Source organism: Microbacterium sp. 4R-513 (assembly GCF_011046485.1).
In the GTDB taxonomy this organism is placed as follows: Bacteria; Actinomycetota; Actinomycetes; order Actinomycetales; family Microbacteriaceae; genus Microbacterium.
This window is the reverse complement of sequence record NZ_CP049256.1, coordinates 481,999-503,655: the sequence shown is the minus strand read 5'-3', so window position 1 is coordinate 503,655 and position 21,657 is coordinate 481,999. Positions and strand designations below refer to the sequence as shown.

Genomic DNA, 21,657 nt, shown 5'->3' with positions numbered 1-21,657 from the left:
ATTCGGCCATCGGGGAGGGTCGTCGTCGATCGTCCGGCATCGGGCGTGCCCGACTGGGGGGCGTGCGGGCGGTAGGTAGGGTCGTCAGGGCATGCACCGCCTGATCGTCGCCTTCCTTGCCGCCTTCGACGCCGCCATCGCGGTCGCCGTGGGCGTCGCGGCGATCCTCGCCCCGCTCACCCTGGTGTGGGTCCTCGGCCTCGGGGACACCGCCGACTGGGGCTCCCTCTGGCCCGCGAGCGCCGCCGTCTGGCAGCTCGGCCATCTGGTGCCACTGGCCGTCGCGCTGCCCGGCGACTACCTCGCGGCGACGGGGATCGACGAGTCCGCGGCATCCTTCGTCCTCTCGCTCGCCCCCCTCGCGTTCGCGACCTTCACGGGCGTCTTCGCCGCACGCTCGGGATCTCGGGCGTCGCGAGCGGATGCCTGGGCCACCGGAGTCGCGACCGGCACCGTCGTCGTCGCCGTGCTCGCGACGCTCGTCGCGCTGACCTCGCAGAACCCCGTCGCGAAGTCGGAGGTGTGGCAGGGGATCGCCTTCCCGACGCTGATCTACGCCGTCCCCGCCCTCGTCGGCGCGGTCGTGACCGAGTGGCGCGAGGCCCCGAGCGGGCTGGTCGCGAGCCTGCGCGATCGCGCGGAGTCGTGGCGTGGCGGGTGGGGCGACGTGATCGGAGTGTCCGCCCGCGCGTCGTCCGTGGCCGTCGTCGGACTCGTGGGGGCCGGGGCGCTGCTCGTGGCGGTGTCGATCACGCTGCGCGCGGGGGACATCGTGGCGCTCTACCAGGCCGGCAACGTCGACCTCCTGGGTGCGACTGTCGTGACGCTCGGTCAGCTCGCGTACCTCCCGACCCTCGTCGTGTGGGGGATCGCCTTCGTCGCCGGCCCGGGGTTCAGCCTCGGCGCGGGCACCGCCGTCTCTCCGTCCGGGACGCAGGTCGGTGTCGTGCCCGGCGTGCCGCTGCTCGGCGCCGTCCCCGAGTCCTCGTCGCCGTGGCTCCTCTTGCTCGCGCTCGTCCCGGTGGCGATCGGCGCCCTGGCGGGCTGGGTCGCCCGTTCGCGGCTGCTGGCGGCGGCGGGGTACGTCCCGCGTCCGCGCCCTCCGCGGAACAAGAAGGCGACGGATGCCGCGCCCCCTGCCGCTGAAGAACGCATCGTCGTGAGGCCCACCGACGACCCCCGCCGCTCGACCCTCGAGGCGCTGCTGGCGGCGGGTCGCGTCGACGCGGCGCCCGAGGCCGAGTCGCCCGTGCCCGCGGCTGTGCCCGCGGAGCAGCCGCCGCACGAGCCCTCCGTCCACATCCACGAGCCGTTCCTCCCGCGCCTCGTCGTGACCGTCGCGATCGCGCTCGTCGCCGCCGGCGCAGCCGCACTGCTTGCTCTGTTCGCCTCGGGGTCCGCCGGGCCCGGCCGGCTGTCCGACGTCGGACCGGACCCGGGCCCCGTCGCACTCGCCGTAGGCCTCGAGATCGTCGTCGGCGCCGGCATCCTCCTCCTCGCGAGCCGCCGCGGCAGCCACGACGACGACCTCGTGGCCCTCGCCGACGCGGCGGAGGCTGCGACGCCACCGGTCGTGCCCGGCTCGGAAGCGGTCGTGCCCGGCACGACGGCGGTCGCTTCTGGCACGGTGCCCTGGCCCCGGACGCCGCAGGCGGTATCTCCCCCGCGACTCCGGAGCGCACCCCCACCCCGCCGGCGCCTCAGATCCCCGAGCCCCGACCCGAGGCATCCCCGCCCGCGGAGAAGCCCGTCGCGGCCGCCTCGCCGCCGGCGCCGTCCGGACCCACGCCGCCAGCCGATCCCGACGCCATCACGGCGCCCATCGAGCTCCCGCCGTCACCCGACACGCCGCCCGAGCGGCCGTCGGTAGACTAGGCGGGTGCTCTCGGTCGCCGTCCTCATCTCAGGCACGGGCTCGAATCTGCGGGCCCTCCTGGATGCCGCGGCCGACGCCGACTATCCCGCGCGAGTCGTCGTCGTGGGCGCGGATCGCGAGGCCGAGGGCTTCGCGCACGCCGAGGAGTACGGCGTCCCGACGTTCCTCGTCCCGTGGCGCGAGTTCGACTCCCGCGAGGAGTGGGGCGCCGAGCTCGCCGCCCAGCTCGGCGTCTGGCGGCCCGACCTCGTCGTGCTGAGCGGCCTCATGCGCCTTCTTCCGCCGGCCGTCGTCGAGGCGTGGGCGCCGAACATCATCAACACCCACCCCGCCTACCTGCCCGAGTTCCCGGGCGCGCACGCCGTGCGCGACGCGATCGCGGCGGGGGTCGCGCAGACCGGGGCCAGCGTCATCGTCGTCGATGACGGCGTCGACACGGGGCCGATCGTCGCGCAGGAGCGGGTGCCCGTCCTCCCCGGCGACGACGAGCACACCCTTCACGACCGCATCAAGCCCGTCGAGCGCCGACTGCTCATCGATGTCGTGCGGCGCATCGCGACGGGTGAACTCGACCTGGCCGCGGCCGCGGCATCCGTCTCTCCTTCTTCCTGACCAGGCGGACGCGCACGCGCCCGCCCCCCTCGAACCCACGATCCGACCCGAGGAGCCATTCATGGCCGGCCCCAGCCACGACCCGTCCCTCTACCGCGACCGCGACGTCGTCCCGATCCGTCGCGCGCTCATCTCGGTGAGCGACAAGACCGACCTGCTGCGGCTCGCGGAGGCGCTGCAGGGCGCGGGCGTCGAGATCGTGTCGACGGGCGGTTCTGCGTCGATGCTGCGGGATGCCGGCATCCCCGTCGTCGACGTCGCATCGGTGACGGGCTTCCCCGAGTCGCTCGACGGCCGGGTCAAGACGCTGCACCCGAGCGTGCACGCGGGACTTCTGGCCGACCTGCGCCTCGAAGACCACGAGCGCCAGCTCGCCGAGCTGCACATCGACCCGTTCGAGCTCGTCGTGGTCAATCTCTACCCGTTCGTCGAGACGGTCGCCTCGGGTGCCCAGGGTGATGACGTCGTCGAGCAGATCGACATCGGCGGTCCCGCGATGGTCCGCGCCTCGGCGAAGAACTTCGCGAATGTCGCGATCGTCGTCTCGCCCGAGTCGTACCCCGCGATCATCGAGGCGCTCGGTGCCGGCGGAACGACCCTGGGTCAGCGCAGGGAGCTGGCCGCCCGCGCGTTCACCCACACCGCGCAGTACGACCGCGCCGTCGCGACATGGTTCGCCGAGGGCACGCTCGGGGAGTCGGAAGACCTCCCGCAGCACCTGACGATCAAGGCGGAGCGCCTCGCGACGCTGCGCTACGGCGAGAACTCGCATCAGCGCGCCGCCATCTACACGCGCGTCGGCGGCCACGGCATCGCACAGGCGACGCAGCTGCAGGGCAAGGAGATGTCGTACAACAACTACGTCGACGCCGACGCAGCCCTCCGCGCCGCATTCGACATGGTCAAGCCCGCCGTCGCGATCATCAAGCACGCCAACCCGTGCGGCATCGCCGTCGCGGCGCCGAACGCCCTCGACCCCATCGCGAGCGCGCACCTCCGGGCGCACGAGTGCGACCCCGTCTCGGCCTTCGGAGGCGTCATCGCGGCCAACCGGACGATCACGCTCAAGATGGCCGAGAACCTCCGCGACATCTTCACCGAGGTCATCGTGGCGCCCGACTTCGAGCCCGAGGCGCTCGAGGTCTTCAAGCTCAAGAAGAACCTGCGCGTCCTGCAGCTCCCCGCCGACTGGCGCCAAGAGCCCATGGACGTCAGGCTCGTCTCCGGCGGGCTGCTCCTGCAGGACGCCGACCGGTTCCCGGACGAGATCGACGTCGTCGCCAAGGACTGGCAGCTGGTGTCGGGGGAGCGCCCGGCCGAGGCCGAGATGGAGAACCTCATCTTCGCGTGGAAGTCGTGCCGCGCCGTCAAGTCCAACGCCATCGTGCTCGCGAAGAACTCCGCGACCGTCGGCATCGGCATGGGCCAGGTCAACCGCGTCGACTCGTGCCGCCTCGCGGTCGAGCGGGCCGGAGACCGCGCCGCCGGATCGGTCGCGGCATCCGACGCCTTCTTCCCCTTCGCCGACGGCCCCCAGGTGCTCATCGACGCCGGCATCTCGGCGATCGTGCAGCCGGGCGGCTCGGTGCGCGACGAAGAGGTCATCGAGGCCGCGCGTGAGGCCGGCGTCACGATGTTCTTCACCGGCGAGCGCCACTTCTTCCACTGAGCCCGCGGCCACTCCGGCCGCCTTCGCCTTGAGCGCGGACGGTGACGGATGCCGCCACCGCCGTGTCCGATTTCCGCCAGCCGGTGTCGGTGGGGCGTGTCAGAGTGGAGTCATGAGCAGCCCGGCCATGACGTTCGACGAGCGGTACAGCGTCATCCGATCGCGCGACCCGCGGTTCGACGGCCAGTTCGTCACGGCCGTCCGGTCGACGGGCATCTACTGCCGGCCCAGCTGTCCTGCGCGCACCCCCAAGGAGTCGAACGTCACGTTCTACGCGACGAGCGCCGCCGCGCACGAAGCGGGCTACCGCGCGTGCAAGCGGTGCCTGCCCGAGGCGGCTCCCGGCTCGCCCGCGTGGAACGTGCGCGGCGACACGACCGCGAGGGCGATGCGGCTCATCGCCGACGGCGTCGTCGAGCGTGAGGGTGTCCCCGGGCTCGCCCGTCGCCTGGGCTACTCGTCCCGGCATCTGACGCGCCTCCTGACCGCTGAGCTCGGGGCCGGACCTCTCGCCCTGAGCCGCGCGCACCGCGCGCACACGGCCCGCATGCTGCTCGTCGGCACAGACCTTCCGGCCGCCGACGTCGCCTTCTCGGCGGGGTTCGCGAGCGTGCGGCAGTTCAACGAGACGGTGCGCGAGGTGTTCGGGATGCCGCCGCTCGAGCTGCGCGCGCGGCGACGCCGCCCTGCCCACGCCGTCGGGGGCGCGAGCGCCGCGACGGATGCTCCCGGCTCGATCGATCTCGTGCTGCCGCACCGCGGCCCCCTCGACTCGGCGGGGCTCTTCGCCTGGATGAAGGCCCGTGCCCTCCCCGGGGTCGAGACGGCGACCGACACGTCGTTCTCGCGCACCCTCCGGCTCGCGGGAGGTCCGGCCTGGTTTCAGCTCCGGGTCGACGAGGCCGGGCACGTCCGGCTCCGCGCGCGCCTGACCGCGCTCCGCGACCTGCCGGCGGTCGTGGCGCGCGCCCGGCGCCTGTTCGACCTCGACGCCGATCCGATCGCCGTCGACGAGGCCCTGGCGAGGCATCCGGAGGTCGCTCCGCTCGTGGCGCGAATCCCGGGCATCCGCGTCCCCGGCGCCGTCGACCCGCACGAGATGCTCATCCGCGCGATGGCCGGCCAGCAGATCACCGTCTCCGCGGCCCGCACGGCGCTGACGGCGCTCGCCGAGGCGCTCGGCGAGCGGGTGGACGGGTTCGAGGGCGACACGGTGCTCTTCCCGACGATGGCCGCGATCGCCGAGCGTGGCCACGAAGTGCTCCGCGGGCCCGCCGCCCGCACGCGAGCCCTCCTCGGCGCGGCGGGGGCCCTCGCCGACGGCAGCCTCACACTGACCACGGGTGACGACGGGCCCGAGCAGCGCGCCGCCCTCCTCGCGATGCCGGGCATCGGCCCCTGGACGGCCGACTACCTCCGCATGCGCGTCCTCGGCGATCCCGACGTCCTCCTGCCGGGCGATGTCGCGGCGCGAGCCGGCGCGGCGGCCTCCGGCATCCCCGCCGACCCTGCGGGCCTCGTCGCCTGGTCCGCCCGGACCGCACCGTGGCGCAGCTACCTCATGGCGCACCTCTGGGCGGCGGCTCCGGCATCTCGCCCCCGACGACCCGACACCGCCCCACGGGCGCGCCGCGCGACGGCCGCGTCGCCTCGGCATCCCATCCCGACACTGGAGAACTCATGAGCACCGCCACCATCCAGACGATCGACACCCCCGACGGCGCCTTCACGATCGTCGCCGACGAGAACGGGCGCGTCCTGGCCTCGGGCTGGACGTCCGACCCCGAGGCCGCCCTCACTCGAATCGCCCCGCGTCTTCGTCCGGCTTCGGTCGCACAAGGAGAGACGGATGCCGCGGCCGCCGCCCGCGCCTACTACGACGGCGATCTCTCGGCCATCGAATCGGTCGAGGTCGCCCAGGGAGGCACCGCGATGCAGCTCGCGGGCTGGAAGGCGCTGCGGGGGATCACGCCCGGCGCCCCCCTCTCCTACGCCGAGTTCGCGGCAGCCCTGGGTCAGCCGAGCGCCGTGCGGGCCGCGGCATCCATCTGCGCGCGCAACGCTCCGGCGCTCTTCGTGCCGTGCCACCGCGTGCTGCGGTCCGACGGCTCCCTGGGCGGCTTCGCGTGGGGCCTCGAGGTGAAGCGCTCGCTCCTCGCTCGCGAGGCTGCCTGATCGTCAGGACTTCTTTCCTCTTCTCCGCCCGAAGAGAAGCTTGCGTTCAGCGGACTCTCAGGTTTAGGCTGGAGGGCTGTCGCGCGTCCGTCGCGGCATCCCACGATCCGAGGAGGAAGCCATGTACCAGGCCGTCACCGCTATTCAGCCGGTCGCCTTCCGCATCCTCCTCGGTGCGTCGACCGGCAAGACCGGCCTCGTCGACGGAGTTCCGCAGCACTAGCCGTGTCCCGGGTCCGGCATAGCCTCGGACCCGCCAGCGTTCTCCTCGACAGGTCGGTCACTCGGCCTCCGTGCGCCAGTGCGCCATCCTCGCTATCCCGTCGCGATGTCGCGGCATCCGTCACCCCACAAGGATCATGACTTCCACCGCCCCCTCCGCCCGTCTGTCCACTCCACGCGCACTGGCGAGACTCCTCCCGTTCGCCAAGCCGGTCATGCCCCGGCTCATCGCGGGCGCGGTCAGCGCACTGCTCGCGAGCCTCGTCGCACTCGCCATCCCGCTCGTGCTCGAGGCGTTCGTCGCCGAGAACGGCCCCATCGCGTCGGGCGAGCTCGCACCGATCCTGTGGGGCAGCGCCGTGGTGCTCGCGCTCGGGCTCGCCGAGGCGGGGCTCATCTGGCTGCGCCGCTGGTTCGTCCTCACGCCGGCGACGTCGGTCGAGTACGACCTGCGCACAGGCTTCTACCAGCGCCTCCAGCGGCTCCCGGTCTCGTTCCACGACCGCTGGCAGTCCGGTCAGCTGCTGAGCCGCATGATGCAGGACCTGAGCGTCATCCGCCGCTGGGTCGCGTTCGGCCTGATCATGCTGCTCGTCAACATGCTGACGATCTTCGTGGGCTCGATCATCCTCTTCCGCTGGCACTGGGCGCTCGGAACGACGTTCCTCGTCTGCTCCCTTCCCCTCTGGTACGCCGGCTACCGCTTCGAGAAGCGCTACGGCGCGCTCACGCGGCAGAGCCAGGACCAGGCGGGCGACCTCGCCACGGCCGTCGAGGAGAGCGTCCACGGCATCCGCGTGCTCAAGGCCTTCGGGCGGGGCAAGCACGCCCTCCGCAAGTTCGTCCGCCAGGCCGAGACGCTGCGCGAGACCGAGCTCGACAAGGCGCGCGCGGTCGGACTCATCTGGTTCTGGCTCGTGCTGCTGCCCGACGTCGCATTCGCACTGTGCCTCGCCGTAGGCATCGTTCTGGCTGCCAACGGGCAGCTGCAGGTGCAGGAGCTCTTCGCCTTCTTCGCGATGGCGACGGTGCTGCGCTGGCCGATGGAGTCGATCGGGTTCCTGTTCTCGTTCCTCCTCGACGCGCGCACGGCGACCGACCGCATCTTCGAGGTCTTCGACGAGCAGAACACGATCGTCGACCCCGAGAGCCCGGTCTCGATCTCCGAGCCGCGTGGGGAGCTCGCCTTCGAGGGCGTGCACTTCCGGTATCAGGATGCCCCGGCCACCCAGCGCGACCTGCTGGACGGCATCGATCTCGTCCTCCGTCCGGGTGAGACGATGGCGCTCGTGGGTCTCACGGGCTCGGGGAAGACGACCCTGACCACCCTGCCGACGCGTCTGTACGACGTGACAGGCGGCCGGGTCACGCTCGATGGGGTCGATGTGCGCGACCTGACCCTGACGGAGCTCCGCCGCCACATCTCGATGGCCTTCGAGGATGCGACGCTCTTCTCCTCGACGGTCCGTGAGAACGTGCTGCTCGGCCGGGAAGACCTGGCGCCCGGCAGCCCCGAGGCCGAAGCGGCACTGACCGAGGCTCTCGCGGTGGCCCAGGCATCCTTCGTCTACGACCTTCCCGACGGCGTCGACACGGTCATCGGCGAGGAGGGGCTGTCGCTCTCGGGCGGTCAGCGTCAGCGGCTCGCGCTCGCGCGCGCCGTCGCCGCCAAGCCCGCCGTGCTCGTGCTGGACGACCCGCTGTCGGCGCTCGACGTCGACACCGAGGCGCTCGTCGAGGAGGCGCTCCGCCACGTGCTCGCCGACACGACGGCGCTCGTGGTCGCGCACCGGCCCTCGACCGTCGCCCTCGCCGACCGCGTCGCGCTCCTCGAGCGCGGCCGGGTGACGGCGGTGGGCGCGCACTCCGAGCTCCTCCGCACGAGCGAGCACTACCGATACGTGATCTCGAGCCTCGAGATCGAAGAGGCCCGCGTGCGGGCCTTGCAGACCCAGGAAGCGACGGAGGTGGCCCTGTGAGCAGCGCGACCGTCACCGGAACGAGTGGCGAAGACCGCTCGGACTACACGCGCGAGGAGAGCCGGCAGATCCGGCGTCGCTCGTTGCGCCTGCTCGGCTCGCTCGTCAGCCCCCTGCGCTGGCAGCTCGTGCTCGCCGCCGTGGTGCTCGTGGTCTCGACCGTTCTGCGGGTCATCGGCCCGGCGCTCATCGCGTACGGGATCGACACGGCCCTCCCTGCGGTCATCGACGAGGCGAACTGGATGCCGGCCATCGTGGTCGTAGGCGTCTACCTCCTCTCGGCCGTCGGCGGCGCCGCCCTCATCGGGTGGTACGTCGTCGTCGCGGCGCGCCTGACGCAAGCCGTCATGCTCGAGCTGCGCAAGCGGATCTTCCACCACACGCAGCGCCTGAGCCTCGAGTTCCACGAGTCGTACACGTCCGGCCGCATCATCTCGCGTCAGACGAGCGACCTCGACTCCATCCGGGAACTCCTCGACGGCGGGCTGAACGAGCTCGTCTCGGGCATCCTCTACGGCGGATTCACGCTCATCGCGCTGCTGCTCCTCGACTGGCAGTCGGGTGTCATCCTGCTCGTGATGGGCATCCCGATGCTCCTGCTCATGCGCTGGTTCTACACGCGCTCCCAGCTCGCGTACCGCCAGTCGCGGGTCGTGAGCGCGAAGGTCATCGTGCAGTTCGTCGAGACCATGACGGGCATCCGCGCCGTCAAGGCGTTCCGCAAGGAGCCCCGGAACGACGAGCGGTTCGGCGAGCTCGCCGGCCAGTACCGCGACGTCAACCTCCGGTCGATCCGCATCTTCGGAACCTTCGAGCCGGGCCTCATCGCGGTCTCGGCGCTGTCGCTGGCCCTCGTCCTGCTGTGGGGCGGCTTGCGTGTCTCGACGGGCACGCTCGAGGTCGGTGTGCTGCTGGCCGCGGTTCTGTATGTGCGCAACTTCTTCTCGCCGATGCAGGAGGTCGCGTTCTTCTTGAACTCGTACCAGGCTGCGACGGCGGCGCTCGAGAAGGTGTCGGGCGTCCTGGAAGAAGAGCCGACGGTTCCGGATCCGGTCAACCCTGTCGACCTCTGGACGGCACGCGGACACGTGCGCTTCGACGACGTGACCTTCGGATACACGAAGGACCGCAACATCCTGCCGCACTTCTCGCTCGACATCCCGGCCGGCCAGACCGTCGCCCTCGTGGGCACGACGGGCGCGGGCAAGTCGACGCTCGCGAAGCTCGTGTCGCGGTTCTACGACCCGACCGACGGACGTGTGACGCTCGACGACGTCGATCTGCGTTCGCTGCACCCGAAGGACCTCCGCCGCGCGATCGTCATGGTCACGCAGGAGGCCTACCTCTTCAGCGGCTCGGTGGCCGACAACATCGCGCTCGGCAAGCCCGACGCGACGCTCGGCGAGATCAAGGCGGCCGCCCGTGCCGTGGGCGCCGACGAATTCATCGAAGAGCTGCCCGACGGCTACAACACCGACGTGAACAAGCGCGGCGGCCGCGTCTCGGCGGGGCAGCGTCAGCTGATCTCGTTCGCGCGGGCCTTCCTCGCCGATCCCGCGGTGCTGATCCTCGACGAGGCGACGGCGTCGCTCGACATCCCGAGCGAGCGCCAGATCCAGGAGGCACTGCAGAGCCTCCTGGCCGACCGCACCGCGATCATCATCGCCCACCGCCTGTCGACGGTCGCGATCGCCGACCGCGTCCTCGTCATGGAGCACGGGGAGATCATCGAGGACGACGCGCCCGAGAACCTCATCGGCGGCACGGGCAAATTCGCCCAGCTGCACGCCGCCTGGCGCGAGTCGCTCGTGTAGCCGCAGCCGGCTCCGGTCTGGAACGACGGATGCCGCGGCCCCCGCACTGCGCGGGGCCGCGGCATCCGTCATTCCGGCGCCCCTGCACGCCACAGCGTCGGAGATGACCCTCGTCACTCCGGCACGAGCGCACGCCACAGCGTCGGAGATAACCAGAGCGTCGGAGGAATCCGCGCCCGATCATCCGACGTTGCGGCGATCTCCGACGTTGTGGCGTAAGGGGACGCGGACCGGACCTCTTGACGCCTGGCACCCGAGCCGCCACGATGGGCGCAGTCAGGAGGCTGGTGTGGGGGCATCGACCGAAGGTGGACGGCGCGAGCTGAGCGCGCTGCTGCGTGTGCTCGCGTTCATCGGCGCGGCGCTCGTGGCCGTCGCGTTCGTCGCCGTCGTCGTCTCAGCACTGAGCTCGCGCGGCGTCAGCCTGGGCGACACGACCCTCTTGTGCCAGTCCGCCAATCGGCTGCTCGCCGGCGACGAGGACCGCGCCGAGGAAGTCGTCGCCATTCTCACCGACGCCGGCGTCGGCGATCCGAAGTCGGCGCCCTGGCCCGAGCTCTGCGACACCGTCCTGCAGAAGGCCCGGTGGCTCTCCGCCGACCTGAAGCCCGACTTGGCAGAACAGTGCGAGAAGGCTCGTGCCCAGCTCGCCGAGGGGTCCGTCGACGATGCCCGCGACACGCTGGATGAGGCGGGGGTATCCGCCGAGAATGCCGATGATCTCCCCGCCGGGTGCGCTCTGGTGTGGCGGTTGAGCGCGGACGCGGCCGACGACGCCGGCACCGACGGCGATGCGGGCGCAGGACAGGGCACGACAGCGCAGGGCGCGGGGCCGCTGGATGTCGCGTGCGATCTCGCGGAACGTCAGCTCTTCAAGGGCGAGTACGCCGCGGCCGTCGCCACGCTGCGCGCCGCCGGAGCGTCCGAGGCGAGCCAGCCGGAGAACTGTCCCGGCGTATGGGCCGTGGCCGCTTCGCTGGCGGATGCCGCGAAGGCGGGGGTCGCCGACGACACGGGCGCCGAGCAGGTCGGCGGATGGTGGGACGACTTCGTCGAGCACTACCTGACTCCGCTGGCGAGCGGGGGATTGTTCCTCCTCGGCGGATGGCTCGCGCTCATCGTGCTCGCGCGGCTCCTCGTGGAGCTCCCGATCGCCCGAGACCTGACGTCGTCCACGGCGTCCCGCCGGGCCGCTGCCGTGATCGGCTGGGTGACGCTGCTCGTGGTCCCGCTCGCGCTGGGAATCCTCGGAGTCGTGACGGCCGCGGGTGCGAGGAGTGGGGTCGGGATCGCGATCGCGCTCGGTGCGGTCGCCGCGATCGGCGTACTCGGCGCCGCCGCACTGGCCGCTTGGATCGCGACGCTCCGCAAGCTGGACGTCTCGGTGGACGACACCGGGAAGACAGGCCCGGGACTCGAGCAGATCGTCGCGCGACTGCGTGGCCTGGCGACGGACACCGGGAGGAGCATCGAGCTGCAGAGCGCGCCGATGCTCCGCGACATCTCCAAGGACCTCGGCGACCTCTCGAAGGACCGCTGGATCGTCGCCGTGCAGAACGTCGTCCTCTTCCTCGTCGGCATCAAGCCCTGGCGGGCCACCGTCAAGGTCGGCGGAGCGAACGAGGCATCCGTCATCGTGGGTCGGAACGGCCGTACAGTCGATGCGCGGCAGATCCGCCTCGATGCGCCGGCGCTCCGGGCGCTGACTCCGCTCCCGAGCGGCGTGACCCCCGCCGACATCCTCGCCGTCTTCATCGCCGCCGAGATCTTGATGGCCCTCCGGCCCGCCTATCCCCGGGACTTCGAAGCGGGACTCGATGGGGCGACCAAGGCCGACGCCGTCGCGCTGCAATTCATCTGCGAGCAGTGGTACATGCGTCAGCCGTCCTCCGAGCAGGCGGTCGCCCTCCTCCGTCGTGCCGTCGAGGTAGACCCGGGTCACCGACTCTCCATCGCTACTCTCCAGTCGGCACGGTTCCGACAGAGCGACGACATCGAGGAGCTCCTCTCGTACGCATCGTGGCTGCAAGGACAGTCGACGTGAGCACCAGGGAACAGGCGGTGCCGGCGCCCGGGAAGTTGGAGATCGGGCGGGCGTTCGCTCAGGCCGCTGCCGCCCGCAACGTCGCGGCGATCGTCGAGCCGCTCCTGCGGCCGAAGAGCGATCCGCCACCGGATGCAGCGGCAGTCCCTTCGGCCGCTGTGTCAGGTGCGCAGGGCGATGGCGTCGAGGCCGCGCGCGCGGCGCCGACCGATCCGCCCGCCGACGGCTCATGGCGGCGCGCGCTGCGCTCCGTCGCCGCCGTCGCCGCCTCCAGGCTCGATGTCCCTCTGGATCCGGGGGTGATCGATGGCGTCCTCGACGCCTTCGAGGCCGCGAGGTCCGGGCAGTCCAAGGAGCCGAAAGAATCGGGGCGCCTGCGCGAGCCCGACGCGTCGACGGGGCGAGCGAGCTTCCCTTGGCCGCCCGACTTCTCACCGCCGGGCGCGGACGTCGACCTCGAAGAGCCTCCTCCCGAGCTGGAGCGGTCGCCGCGGCCAAGTCCCGTCACGGCGGCGTGGCGACGCGCGTCCGACTCCGACGCAGCCGCGCGGAAGGCCCAGTCCCGCGCCGTCGCCGCCGTGGCGCGCATCACGGACATCGCGGCGGGCCGCCCGCCGTCTGCCGAGCTCGAGGCGGCGCAGACAGCGGCTGAGACATGCGCGAGAGAGGCCCAGCGACTCGCCGCCGCGGCCGCCGCCCGCGCCCAGCGGGCTCTGGACGCTCTCGACCTGCCGACGGCGAGCTCATGCGCGGATGAGGCTCACGTCGCAGAGGCGGAGGCGGCGAAGGCGGCGAGAGCCGCCGAAGCGTGGGCGGACTACGCACAGAACACCGTCCACCGAAGCATCGCAGACGAGCGGCGCGACGATGTGCGGAATCACCTCGTATCGGCCAAGACGAGGCTCGAGAAACTCGCCCTTCCAGAACCGGTCACCCCGGAAGACAGACGCAATGTCATCAGCCGCAAGATCGAGATCCTCGTGCTCGGTGCCGTGGTCGACGCGATCCCGACGGAGCCTTCGGCAGCAGGGGACCAGGACCCGGCTCCGTCGGTCGCCACTGCCTCCGCTGCGCCGGTCAACGCCGCTCTTCCACCGACGCCGGCACCTACGGCCGACCTGGCCCTTGCTCCTCTCGCCGGCGCGAACCCCGTCCCCGAGGCGCTCACCGACGAGGAGTGGCGATTCGTCACCCTCCAGCCGCGCCTGGCCTACAGCGTCGCATGCTTCCTCGTCCGCTGGCGCGGAATGCAGTTCGACGTCCCGCCGGTCCGGTTCCTCTTCGACACCGCACTGACCTCCGATCTGCAGTCCCGCTTCATCCCGAGCGACCCGGAGCTGACCACGGCGGCCGATACGGCCGGTTTCGGACGTCTGAAGAAGCGCGCCGCCGATGTCGTCGAGGCGATCGATGCGGCCGACAAGAAGATGCGCGCGGAGCAGTCGACCGCCGAAGAGCCGAAGAACGCCTGACGCCACGGGGGCGGGATGAAGGCCTAGAAGCGGAGCTCCGCGATGACCTCGCCGTACTCGGTCTCGCCGACCGGCGTGAATCCCACGCGCTGGAAGAATGCCTCGGGGCCGCCCTCGCCCGCCTCGTAGATGACGTCGACGTGATCCTTGCCGCGCTTGCGCGCCTCTTCGAGGAGCTTCTCGACGGCGAAGCGGCCGACGCCGCGGCCCTGATCGTCGGCGTCGACGTTGATGCGCCACAGCACCGACTTGAAGTGCTCCTCGGGGGCCTCGTCGTCGAAGTTCGCGCTGACGAAGCCGACGACCTCATCGCCGTCGAGCACGACGCGCTGCCATGCCGTCGCCGGATTCGAGACCGCGCCCGCGACCGCGTACGAGATCGGAGCGAGGAACTGCTCCTGCCCCGGCTTGAGGGACAGATTGTTGACCGCCACGATCGTGCTCGCCGACAGTTCCACAAGTCGCAGGTCGCCCATAACGCACAGGCTAGCGGGAAGACGCCGATCCGGCATGCCCGAGTCTCCGTGTGACCAGGAGATATCTCGACGTCAAGATACTTTGGCTCCTTGCGATAGGCTGGGACGGCGACCCGAACGGAGACGACTCAGGTGACCGAATCGACCATCATCTACACCCACACCGACGAGGCGCCGGCTCTCGCGACGGCCTCATTCCTGCCGATCATCCAGGCGGTGACGCGCCAGGCAGGTGTCGATGTCGAGACGCGCGACATCTCGCTCTCGGGCCGCATCCTCGCGGCCTTCCCGCAGAACCTGACGCCCGAGCAGCAGGTCGGTGACGCGCTCGCCGAGCTCGGCGGCCTCGCGACGCTGCCCGAGGCGAACATCATCAAGCTCCCCAACATCTCGGCGTCCATCCCGCAGCTCAAGGGCGCGATCGCCGAGCTGCAGGGCCAGGGCTACGACATCCCCGACTACCCGGACGAGCCGCAGACGCTCGAAGAGAAGGACGTCCGCGCGCGCTACGACCGGATCAAGGGATCGGCCGTCAACCCCGTCCTCCGCGAGGGCAACAGCGACCGCCGTGCTCCGCTCGCCGTCAAGGGCTATGCGCGCAAGCACCCGCACCGCAACAAGGCGTTCGCCGAGGGCTCGAAGACCCGCGTCGCGACCCTCGGCCACGACGACTTCAAGTCCAACGAGAAGACGACGGTCATTCCCACCGACGACGTCCTGACGATTCAGCACGTCGCCGCCGACGGCACGACGACGGCGCTGAAGACGGGCCTGAAGGTGCTTCCCGGCGAGATCGTGGATGCCACGTTCCTCTCGGCCGCCGCCCTCGACGCGTTCCTCGCCGAGACGCTGGAGACCGCCAAGAACGACGACGTCCTCTACTCCGTGCACCTCAAGGCCACGATGATGAAGGTCAGCGACCCGATCATCTTCGGGCACGTCGTGAAGGCGTACTTCGCCGACGTCTTCGACCGCTACGGCGACAAGATCGCCGAGGCGGGGCTGACGCCCAACGACGGCCTCGGCGCGATCCTGGCGGGCCTCGGGTCGATCGAGGGCGGCGACGAGATCGCCGCGGCGATCGAGGCCGACCTGCAGAACGGCCCGCGCCTGTCGTACGTCAACTCCGACAAGGGCATCACGAACCTGCACGTACCGTCGGATGTGATCGTGGATGCCTCGATGCCCGCGCTCGTCCGCAACGGCGGCAAGCTGTGGGGCGTCGACGGGGGAGAGGCCGACACGCTCGCCGTCATCCCCGACTCGTCCTACGCCAGCGTCTACCAGACGACGATCGACGACGTCATCGCGCACGGTCCCCTCGATCCCGCCACCATCGGCACCGTTCCCAACGTCGGCCTCATGGCGCAGGCGGCCGAGGAGTACGGCAGCCACGACAAGACGTTCGAGATCGAGGCATCCGGAACCGTTCAGGTCGTGAACACCGCGGGCGACGTGCTCCTCGAGCACGCCGTGCAGCCGGGCGACATCTGGCGCGCGATGCAGACGAAGGACATCGCCGTCCGTGACTGGGTGAAGCTCGCGGTCACGCGCGCCCGCGCCACCGGCGCCCCCGCCGTGTTCTGGCTCGACAAGACCCGCTCGCACGACGCCGCGCTCATCGAGAAGGTGCACGAGTACCTCGCTGAGCACGACACCGAGGGCCTGACGATCGAGATCCTGGCTCCCGCTGAGGCGACCCAGTACTCGCTCGACCGCCTCCGCAAGGGCGAAGACACGATCTCGGTCACGGGCAACGTCCTGCGCGACTATCTCACCGACCTCTTCCCGATCCTCGAGGTCGGCACGTCGGCGAAGATGCTCAGCATCGTCCCACTCCTCGCCGGCGGCGGCCTGTTCGAGACGGGCGCCGGCGGGTCCGCCCCGAAGCACGTGCAACAGCTCCTGGCCGAGAACTACCTGCGCTGGGATTCGCTCGGCGAGTTCTTCGCGCTGGCGGCCTCGCTCGAGCATCTCGCGACCTTCACGGGCAACGTCAAGGCACAGGTGCTCGCCGACACGCTGGATGCCGCGACCGGCACGTTCCTCGAGAACGACAAGTCGCCCGGCCGCGCGCTCGGCACGATCGACAACCGCGGAAGCCACTTCTATCTCGCGCTCTACTGGGCCCAGGAGCTCGCGAAGCAGACGGCCGCCCCCGAGCTCGCCGAAGCCTTCGGCCCGGTCGCGGAGTCGCTCGCGGCGCAGGAGCAGACGATCGTCGACGAGCTCCTCGCGGTGCAGGGATCGCCGGTCGAGATCGGCGGCTACTACCGCCCCGACACGAAGCTCGTCGACGAGGTCATGCGTCCGTCGGCGACCTTCAACGGGATCATCGACGCGCTGCGCTGATCAGCTGAGACAGAAGAAGAGCGGATGCCTCGGCATCCGCTCTTCTTCGTTCGCCGGCGATCCGTCAGATCAGTTGTGGATCCAGACGTCGGTGCCGCTCGGCGCCCAGTTGTAGATCCACTGCGCGCGCCACTCCGGCATGCCGACGCAGCCGTGGCTCATCGTGTGGCCGTAGTTGTTGTGCCAGTACACGCCGTGGAAGGCCTGGCCGCCGTTGAAGTACATCGGCCACTTCACGTTGGGCGTCGAGTACGTGCCCGTGATGTTGCCGGCGGCGTCGCGGTTGTAACCGTTCATCGTCTGAACGGTGGCCTTGTAGCCGATGTTGTAGTGGCCCGTGTAGGTCGGGGTGTTGTTCGCGCCGCTCGAGATCAGCCAGGAGTCGACGACGTTGCCGTTCTCCTTGACGTAGAGGCGCTGCTCGCTGAGGTCGACCTCGAGCATGCGGGCGAGGCTCGTCGTGTGGAACGGCACCTCGGTGACCGGGAGCGCGTACACGGCGTTGCCGGCTCCGATCTGGTCGGCGAAGGCCTTCGCGATGCCGTCGGTCGCACCGAGCTCGCGGCCCACGGCGCCGGCAGTCGGCGTGCTCAGCACCCGGCCCGCCGCATTGACGATCGTCGTGGAGTCGACGGGTGCGCGGTTCACGGCGGCGGCGAGACCGTCGACGGTCGGCTGGATGGCGTTCGGGTCGGCGCTGATCGTGAAGGTCCCGCGATCGGCGGGCGTCACCGTGAGCCAGGAGGCGAACGTCGCCCGGTCGATCGGAACCGTGCGCTCGTCGCCGACATAGAACCCGGCGCTGTCGAGCATGCCGTTGAGCTGTCCCGCGGTGGCCTCGGCGACCGCGGTCGTGCCCTCGGCCGGGACCGGCGCGGTGGCGGCGGCGAGGTCGATGTTCGTGTCGCCGGAGGCGAAGGCATCCGTCAGCGCACCCTCGACGGACGCGACGTCGATGCCCTGGCCGTCGACGGCCGGGGTCACGACGTAGGTCGCGCTCGCGGGATCGAAGCCGATCGTCGCATCCGTCGGGTCGACGTACATCGACGGCACGGCGGCGCGCAGGGCCTCGGTCGCGGTCGCGGGGTCGAGCGTCACCTCGACCTCGGCCGGCGTCGCGTTCCACGTCGTCGGGTTCCAGGCCGGGTGCTGGGCGAACGCCTCGTCGGCGAGCGCCTTGGCGTCGATCGTCGCGCCGAGCTCGGCTGCCGTCACCTCGGCGTCGCCGCCGGGTCCGGTGAGCACGATGGTCGTCGTCGCGAGCTGCTGCTGAACGGCTTCGGCCGCGGCGCCCGGGGTCAGGCCCCCGACCGGTACGCCGGCGATCGAGGTGCCCGGCGCGATGAGGAAGAGAGACGTGACGCCCACGCCGATGGCCACTGCGGCGACCGGGATCCCGATCCACAGCCCCAGGTGGCGCTTCTTCGGCGCGGGCTCTGTCGGAGCCCACTCATACGTCGTCGGCGGCGTCTCGCCGGAGTCGTCGGACTGCGTCGTGACGTCGTCGATGATCGCCGTCCCGTCGTCAGGTGACGAGTCGTTGGCGTCAGGCCTCGTAGCCAGATCGGTCATGCCTTCAAACCCCCCGGCTCCCGAACATGCCATTACATGCTACGGGATGACGTATTCCAAAAGGGCAACGGTCCTATCACAGTGGACCGCGCGAGGTCATTCTGGCGCGCAGAGTTCCTGGAATCGCTGGCTCGTGTCCTGGAACTCATCGCCCAGCGAGGTGAGGTCTTCGAGCTTCGACACATCGCCGTCGACGATCCCCTGCATGGTCTCCGCTGTCTTCGCGAACATCTCCTGCAGGTCGGGCAGCAGCGCTGCGACATCTTCGTTCGTGACCTGGGATGCCGCGTCCGTCAGCTTGTCGGCGGCCGATTTCATGGCCTCCACGACCTGTGCGGGGTCTTCCGTCGCGGCCTTGCCGAACTCGTCCGTCGCCTCGGCGATCGTGTCCTGGATCAGGGCGCAGGCGTCCTCGACGGATTGGCCGTCGGCGGAGCTCGTCGTGCTTGCGGTGGAGGACGGCTCCGACGAAGTCGCCGCGCCGTTGGTGGATGGCAGCGTGCAGCCGGCGAGCCCGAGCAGCACGGCGGCGGACAGGGAGACGATGGCGATGCGGCGGTTCATGATTCCTCCGCCGCTCAGCCTAGGCGACGGCATCCAACCTCTTAAGAGGGAGTGATCGAAGCGGAATGTAACAAGTTTGTAAAGCCGCCGTTCAAACCCCTCCGATCACTTGCGGATTGTTTGTTCGTAAGGTCTACTAACAAACATGTCTGCATCGGAAGTGCAGCGCGGCTCTTCCACTCTCGAGCCGCCGCACGCTGCCAACGGAGCCGCCGGCCGCACGTTCGGCCCAGGGCGCGCGCTCCGCCAGGGCGGCAAGGTGCTCCCCGAGCACGCCCGCGGCCACAATCGGTCGCTCGTCATGCAGACGCTGTTCCACCAGGGCGCGATGAGCCGCGCCGACCTGTCGCGCGAGACGGGCCTCACGCGGGTCACCATCTCCGATCTCGTCGGTGAGCTGATCGCGGACGGCTTCGTCGCCGAGAAGGGCGTGCGCGAGGCATCCGGTCCCGGCAAGCCGGCCATGCTCGTCGACCTCGACCGTGACGGCCACCGGATCGTCGGGATCGACCTTTCGGGGAGCGACGAGTTCATCGGCGCGGTGCTCAAGCTCGACGGTGACATCGTGGCCCGCCGCCAGGTGCCCGTGCCGCCGATCGACGGAGACGTCGTCGCGACGGTCGTCGCCCTCGCGCGCGACCTGGTCGCCGAATCGCACGCTCCCGTGCTCGGGATCGGCGTCGGCACTCCCGGTGTCGTCGACGATCAGGGCGTGATCCTCACCGCCCCGAACTTCCGCTGGGCCGGGTTCGACCTCGAGACGGCGCTGCGCGGGGCCCTCGACCTCCCGGTCCTCGTCGCGAACGACGCCAACGCCGCTGTGCTCGCCGAGTACACATTCGGCGGAGCGGGCGACGACGTGCTCCTCGTGAAGGTCGGCCGAGGTGTCGGCTCCGGCCTCCTCGCGTCGGGTCAGCCCATGCGCGGTGCGCACTTCGCCGCGGGGGAGATCGGCCACGTCACCGTCGGGACCGATGGCGGCCCGGTCTGCGTGTGCGGCAAGGTGGGATGCCTCGAGGCCTGGCTGGCAGTGCCGCCGCTCACCGCGCGGCTCGCCGAGGCATCCGACGACGCCGCCCGCGAAGGCATCCTCCGCGACGCGGGGGAGCGCCTGGGCATCGCGCTCGCGCCCGTCGTGGGCGTGCTCGACGTTTCGGAGATCGTGCTCTCCGGCCCCACCGAACTTCTCGACGGGCCTCTCGCGCAAGCGACCGTCGAGACCCTCCGCGCACGGACGCTCGCCGAGTTCCACGACGGCGTTCGCGTGCGGATGACGGAGCAAGGCCAGGACATCGTCCTGCGCGGCGCCGCCGTCATGGTCCTGTCGGGACAACTGGGGGTGTCGTAGCACAGCCCGACCGTGCTCCCGGGGCATCCCGGACACCCGAACTTCCCCCCGGATGGGCCGCCCGGCCCCTCCTCACACCAAGAGAAAAACACAAAGGAAGACACCATGAAGAAGACGCTCGGAGCACTCGCACTGCTCGGCGCCTCGGCGCTCGTCCTCGCCGGCTGCTCCACGGGAGGCAATGCAGGCTCCACGGGCAACGCGGAGGGCGAAGAGATCCGCGTCTGGCTTGTCGGCGCCGACACGCCTCAGGACGCACGCGACTACCTGAAGACGACGTTCGAGGAGGAGAACCCCGGTTCGACCCTCACGATCGAGGAGCAGACCTGGGACGGTCTCGTCGACAAGCTGACGACGAGCCTCTCCAGCTCGGACAGCCCCGACCTCGTCGAGTTCGGCAACACGCAGGCCCCGGCCTTCACGTCGGTCGGCGCGCTGCTCGACATCTCCGACATCTACGAGGACCTCGGCGGCGACGACCTGCTGCCGGGCTTCGTCGAGGCCGGCTCGTACGACGGCAAGTTCTATGCCGCCCCGCTGTACTCGGGCGCCCGCGTCGTCTTCGCGGACCCGGCCCTCGTCACCGAGGCTCCCGCGAGCCTCGACGACTACATCGCCAAGGCCAAGGAGCTCGCCGCCGCCAACCCCGGCAAGTCGGGCATCTACTTCGCCGGTCAGGACTGGTACAACGCCCTTCCCTTCATCTGGGAGAACGGCGGCGAGATCGCCGTCCAGGACGGTGACAAGTGGGACGCTCAGCTGAGCTCGCCCGAGTCGGTCAAGGGCCTCAAGCAGGTTCAGGACCTCATGACGACGGCCTCGCTCGCGCCGAAGGACGGCGACAACGCCGAGCCGTGGACCCCGTACTGCGAGGGTGCCGCCGCTCAGTTCTCGGCCCCCAACTGGGCACTGGGCCTGGCCAGCAAGTGCGAGACCGACCCGCACCCGGACGCTCCGTTCGTCTACGCCCTGCCCGGCATGAAGGGCGGCGCGGCGCAGGTCTTCGCCGGCGGCTCGAACATCGGCATCTCGGCGAAGTCGGCCAACCCCGAGCTCGCCAAGAAGGCGCTCGAGATCATCGAGAGCGATGAGTTCCAGAAGATCTACGGCGAGAACGGCCTCATCCCGGCCAAGAAGTCGCTTGCCTCGACGCTCGGCGACACCCCTGAGGCGAAGGCCTTCACCGAGGCCGCCGCGAACGCGAAGCTGACGCCCGCGTCGCCCAACTGGGCGCAGGTGGAGGCCTCGCGCGTGCTCGAGGACTTCTTCGTCAAGATCGCTCAGGGCGGCGACGTGCAGTCGCTCGCCGAAGAGGTCGACCAGAAGATCGAGGACATCCTCAACGGCTGACCCGGGGAGGGGCTCGCCCCTCTTCCCTGCGCCCTCGGGCGCATCCTCGACGCCTCGTGCGTCGACCCGGGCCGGCGGCGTGAAACACTCGCCGCCGGCCCGGTCCCATGCTTAGCTTCCCCCAGGAGTTCC

15 protein-coding genes are annotated in these 21,657 nt (G+C 70.6%); 12 read left to right on the top strand and 3 right to left on the bottom strand.

Annotated elements, in window-relative coordinates; genetic code table 11:
• Nucleotides 1-91 precede the first annotated feature (91 nt).
• The 9 genes from G5T42_RS02295 (at nt 92) to G5T42_RS02255 (ending at nt 13,863) form a co-directional block, all read left to right on the top strand.
• A complete protein-coding gene (locus G5T42_RS02295) occupies nt 92-1,870 on the top strand; it encodes a DUF6350 family protein (protein ID WP_165124895.1) in 1,779 nt (592 codons plus the stop codon).
• 9 nt (nt 1,871-1,879) lie between these two features.
• A complete protein-coding gene (gene purN / locus G5T42_RS02290; RefSeq protein ID WP_165124892.1) occupies nt 1,880-2,488 on the top strand; it encodes a phosphoribosylglycinamide formyltransferase in 609 nt (202 codons plus the stop codon).
• A gap of 61 nt (nt 2,489-2,549) precedes the next feature.
• Entirely contained in the window at nt 2,550-4,157 is a 1,608-nt protein-coding gene (gene purH / locus G5T42_RS02285; protein WP_165124889.1) for a bifunctional phosphoribosylaminoimidazolecarboxamide formyltransferase/IMP cyclohydrolase, read from the top strand.
• Nucleotides 4,158-4,269: 112 nt separating this feature from the next.
• The gene (locus G5T42_RS02280) at nt 4,270-5,841 is read left to right on the top strand and encodes an AlkA N-terminal domain-containing protein (protein ID WP_165124886.1); all 1,572 of its coding nucleotides are present in this window, start codon (nt 4,270-4,272) and stop codon (nt 5,839-5,841) included.
• On the top strand, nt 5,838-6,332 hold the full coding sequence (locus tag G5T42_RS02275; protein WP_165124883.1) for a methylated-DNA--[protein]-cysteine S-methyltransferase: 495 nt from the start codon (nt 5,838-5,840) through the stop codon (nt 6,330-6,332). The genes G5T42_RS02280 and G5T42_RS02275 overlap by 4 nt, the downstream gene beginning before the upstream one ends.
• Before the next feature lie 359 nt (nt 6,333-6,691).
• Nucleotides 6,692-8,533 carry an ABC transporter ATP-binding protein gene (locus G5T42_RS02270; RefSeq protein WP_165124880.1) on the top strand — a complete coding sequence of 614 codons (1,842 nt, stop codon included), beginning with the start codon at nt 6,692-6,694 and terminating at the stop codon, nt 8,531-8,533.
• Nucleotides 8,530-10,347 carry an ABC transporter ATP-binding protein gene (locus tag G5T42_RS02265; protein ID WP_165124877.1) on the top strand — a complete coding sequence of 606 codons (1,818 nt, stop codon included), beginning with the start codon at nt 8,530-8,532 and terminating at the stop codon, nt 10,345-10,347. The genes G5T42_RS02270 and G5T42_RS02265 overlap by 4 nt, the downstream gene beginning before the upstream one ends.
• Nucleotides 10,348-10,636: 289 nt before the next feature.
• Nucleotides 10,637-12,391: a hypothetical protein gene (locus tag G5T42_RS02260; protein WP_165124874.1), complete on the top strand. Its 1,755-nt coding sequence runs from the start codon at nt 10,637-10,639 to the stop codon at nt 12,389-12,391.
• Nucleotides 12,388-13,863 carry a hypothetical protein gene (locus G5T42_RS02255; protein ID WP_165124871.1) on the top strand — a complete coding sequence of 492 codons (1,476 nt, stop codon included), beginning with the start codon at nt 12,388-12,390 and terminating at the stop codon, nt 13,861-13,863. Before G5T42_RS02260 ends, G5T42_RS02255 begins: the two co-directional genes overlap by 4 nt.
• Nucleotides 13,864-13,886: 23 nt before the next feature.
• On the opposite strand, the gene G5T42_RS02250 is transcribed toward G5T42_RS02255, so the two are convergent.
• Nucleotides 13,887-14,339 (bottom strand): GNAT family N-acetyltransferase, encoded by a 453-nt coding sequence (locus G5T42_RS02250; protein WP_165124868.1) that lies wholly within the window; start codon nt 14,337-14,339, stop codon nt 13,887-13,889.
• Between the two features lie 132 nt (nt 14,340-14,471).
• Between G5T42_RS02250 and G5T42_RS02245 the strand changes: the two genes are divergently transcribed.
• Entirely contained in the window at nt 14,472-16,691 is a 2,220-nt protein-coding gene (locus G5T42_RS02245) for an NADP-dependent isocitrate dehydrogenase (protein WP_165124865.1), read from the top strand.
• Between the two features lie 69 nt (nt 16,692-16,760).
• Here G5T42_RS02245 and G5T42_RS02240 read toward each other — a convergent pair whose 3' ends face one another.
• Nucleotides 16,761-18,263: a L,D-transpeptidase family protein gene (locus G5T42_RS02240; protein ID WP_165124862.1), complete on the bottom strand. Its 1,503-nt coding sequence runs from the start codon at nt 18,261-18,263 to the stop codon at nt 16,761-16,763.
• A 96-nt stretch (nt 18,264-18,359) separates the two neighbouring features.
• Nucleotides 18,360-18,827, bottom strand: a complete 468-nt coding sequence (locus G5T42_RS02235; protein ID WP_165124859.1) for a hypothetical protein — start codon at nt 18,825-18,827, stop codon at nt 18,360-18,362.
• A 145-nt stretch (nt 18,828-18,972) separates the two neighbouring features.
• Here G5T42_RS02235 and G5T42_RS02230 point away from each other — a divergent pair, with 145 nt between their 5' ends.
• On the top strand, nt 18,973-20,175 hold the full coding sequence (locus G5T42_RS02230) for an ROK family transcriptional regulator (protein ID WP_165124856.1): 1,203 nt from the start codon (nt 18,973-18,975) through the stop codon (nt 20,173-20,175).
• A gap of 105 nt (nt 20,176-20,280) precedes the next feature.
• Entirely contained in the window at nt 20,281-21,525 is a 1,245-nt protein-coding gene (locus tag G5T42_RS02225) for an extracellular solute-binding protein (RefSeq protein ID WP_165124853.1), read from the top strand.
• Nucleotides 21,526-21,657: the final 132 nt, after the last annotated feature.

Bases quoted from the DNA above. Each gene is read 5' to 3' on its own strand.
- G5T42_RS02295 (WP_165124895.1), top strand. From the start codon at position 92: ATGCACCGCCTGATCGTCGCCTTCCTTGCCGCCTTCGACGCCGCCATC.
- purH (WP_165124889.1), top strand. From the start codon at position 2,550: ATGGCCGGCCCCAGCCACGACCCGTCCCTCTACCGCGACCGCGACGTC.
- G5T42_RS02280 (WP_165124886.1), top strand. From the start codon at position 4,270: ATGAGCAGCCCGGCCATGACGTTCGACGAGCGGTACAGCGTCATCCGA.
- G5T42_RS02275 (WP_165124883.1), top strand. From the start codon at position 5,838: ATGAGCACCGCCACCATCCAGACGATCGACACCCCCGACGGCGCCTTC.
- G5T42_RS02270 (WP_165124880.1), top strand. From the start codon at position 6,692: ATGACTTCCACCGCCCCCTCCGCCCGTCTGTCCACTCCACGCGCACTG.
- G5T42_RS02250 (WP_165124868.1), bottom strand. From the start codon at position 14,339: ATGGGCGACCTGCGACTTGTGGAACTGTCGGCGAGCACGATCGTGGCG.
- G5T42_RS02240 (WP_165124862.1), bottom strand. From the start codon at position 18,263: ATGACCGATCTGGCTACGAGGCCTGACGCCAACGACTCGTCACCTGAC.
- G5T42_RS02235 (WP_165124859.1), bottom strand. From the start codon at position 18,827: ATGAACCGCCGCATCGCCATCGTCTCCCTGTCCGCCGCCGTGCTGCTC.
- G5T42_RS02230 (WP_165124856.1), top strand. From the start codon at position 18,973: ATGTCTGCATCGGAAGTGCAGCGCGGCTCTTCCACTCTCGAGCCGCCG.
- G5T42_RS02225 (WP_165124853.1), top strand. From the start codon at position 20,281: ATGAAGAAGACGCTCGGAGCACTCGCACTGCTCGGCGCCTCGGCGCTC.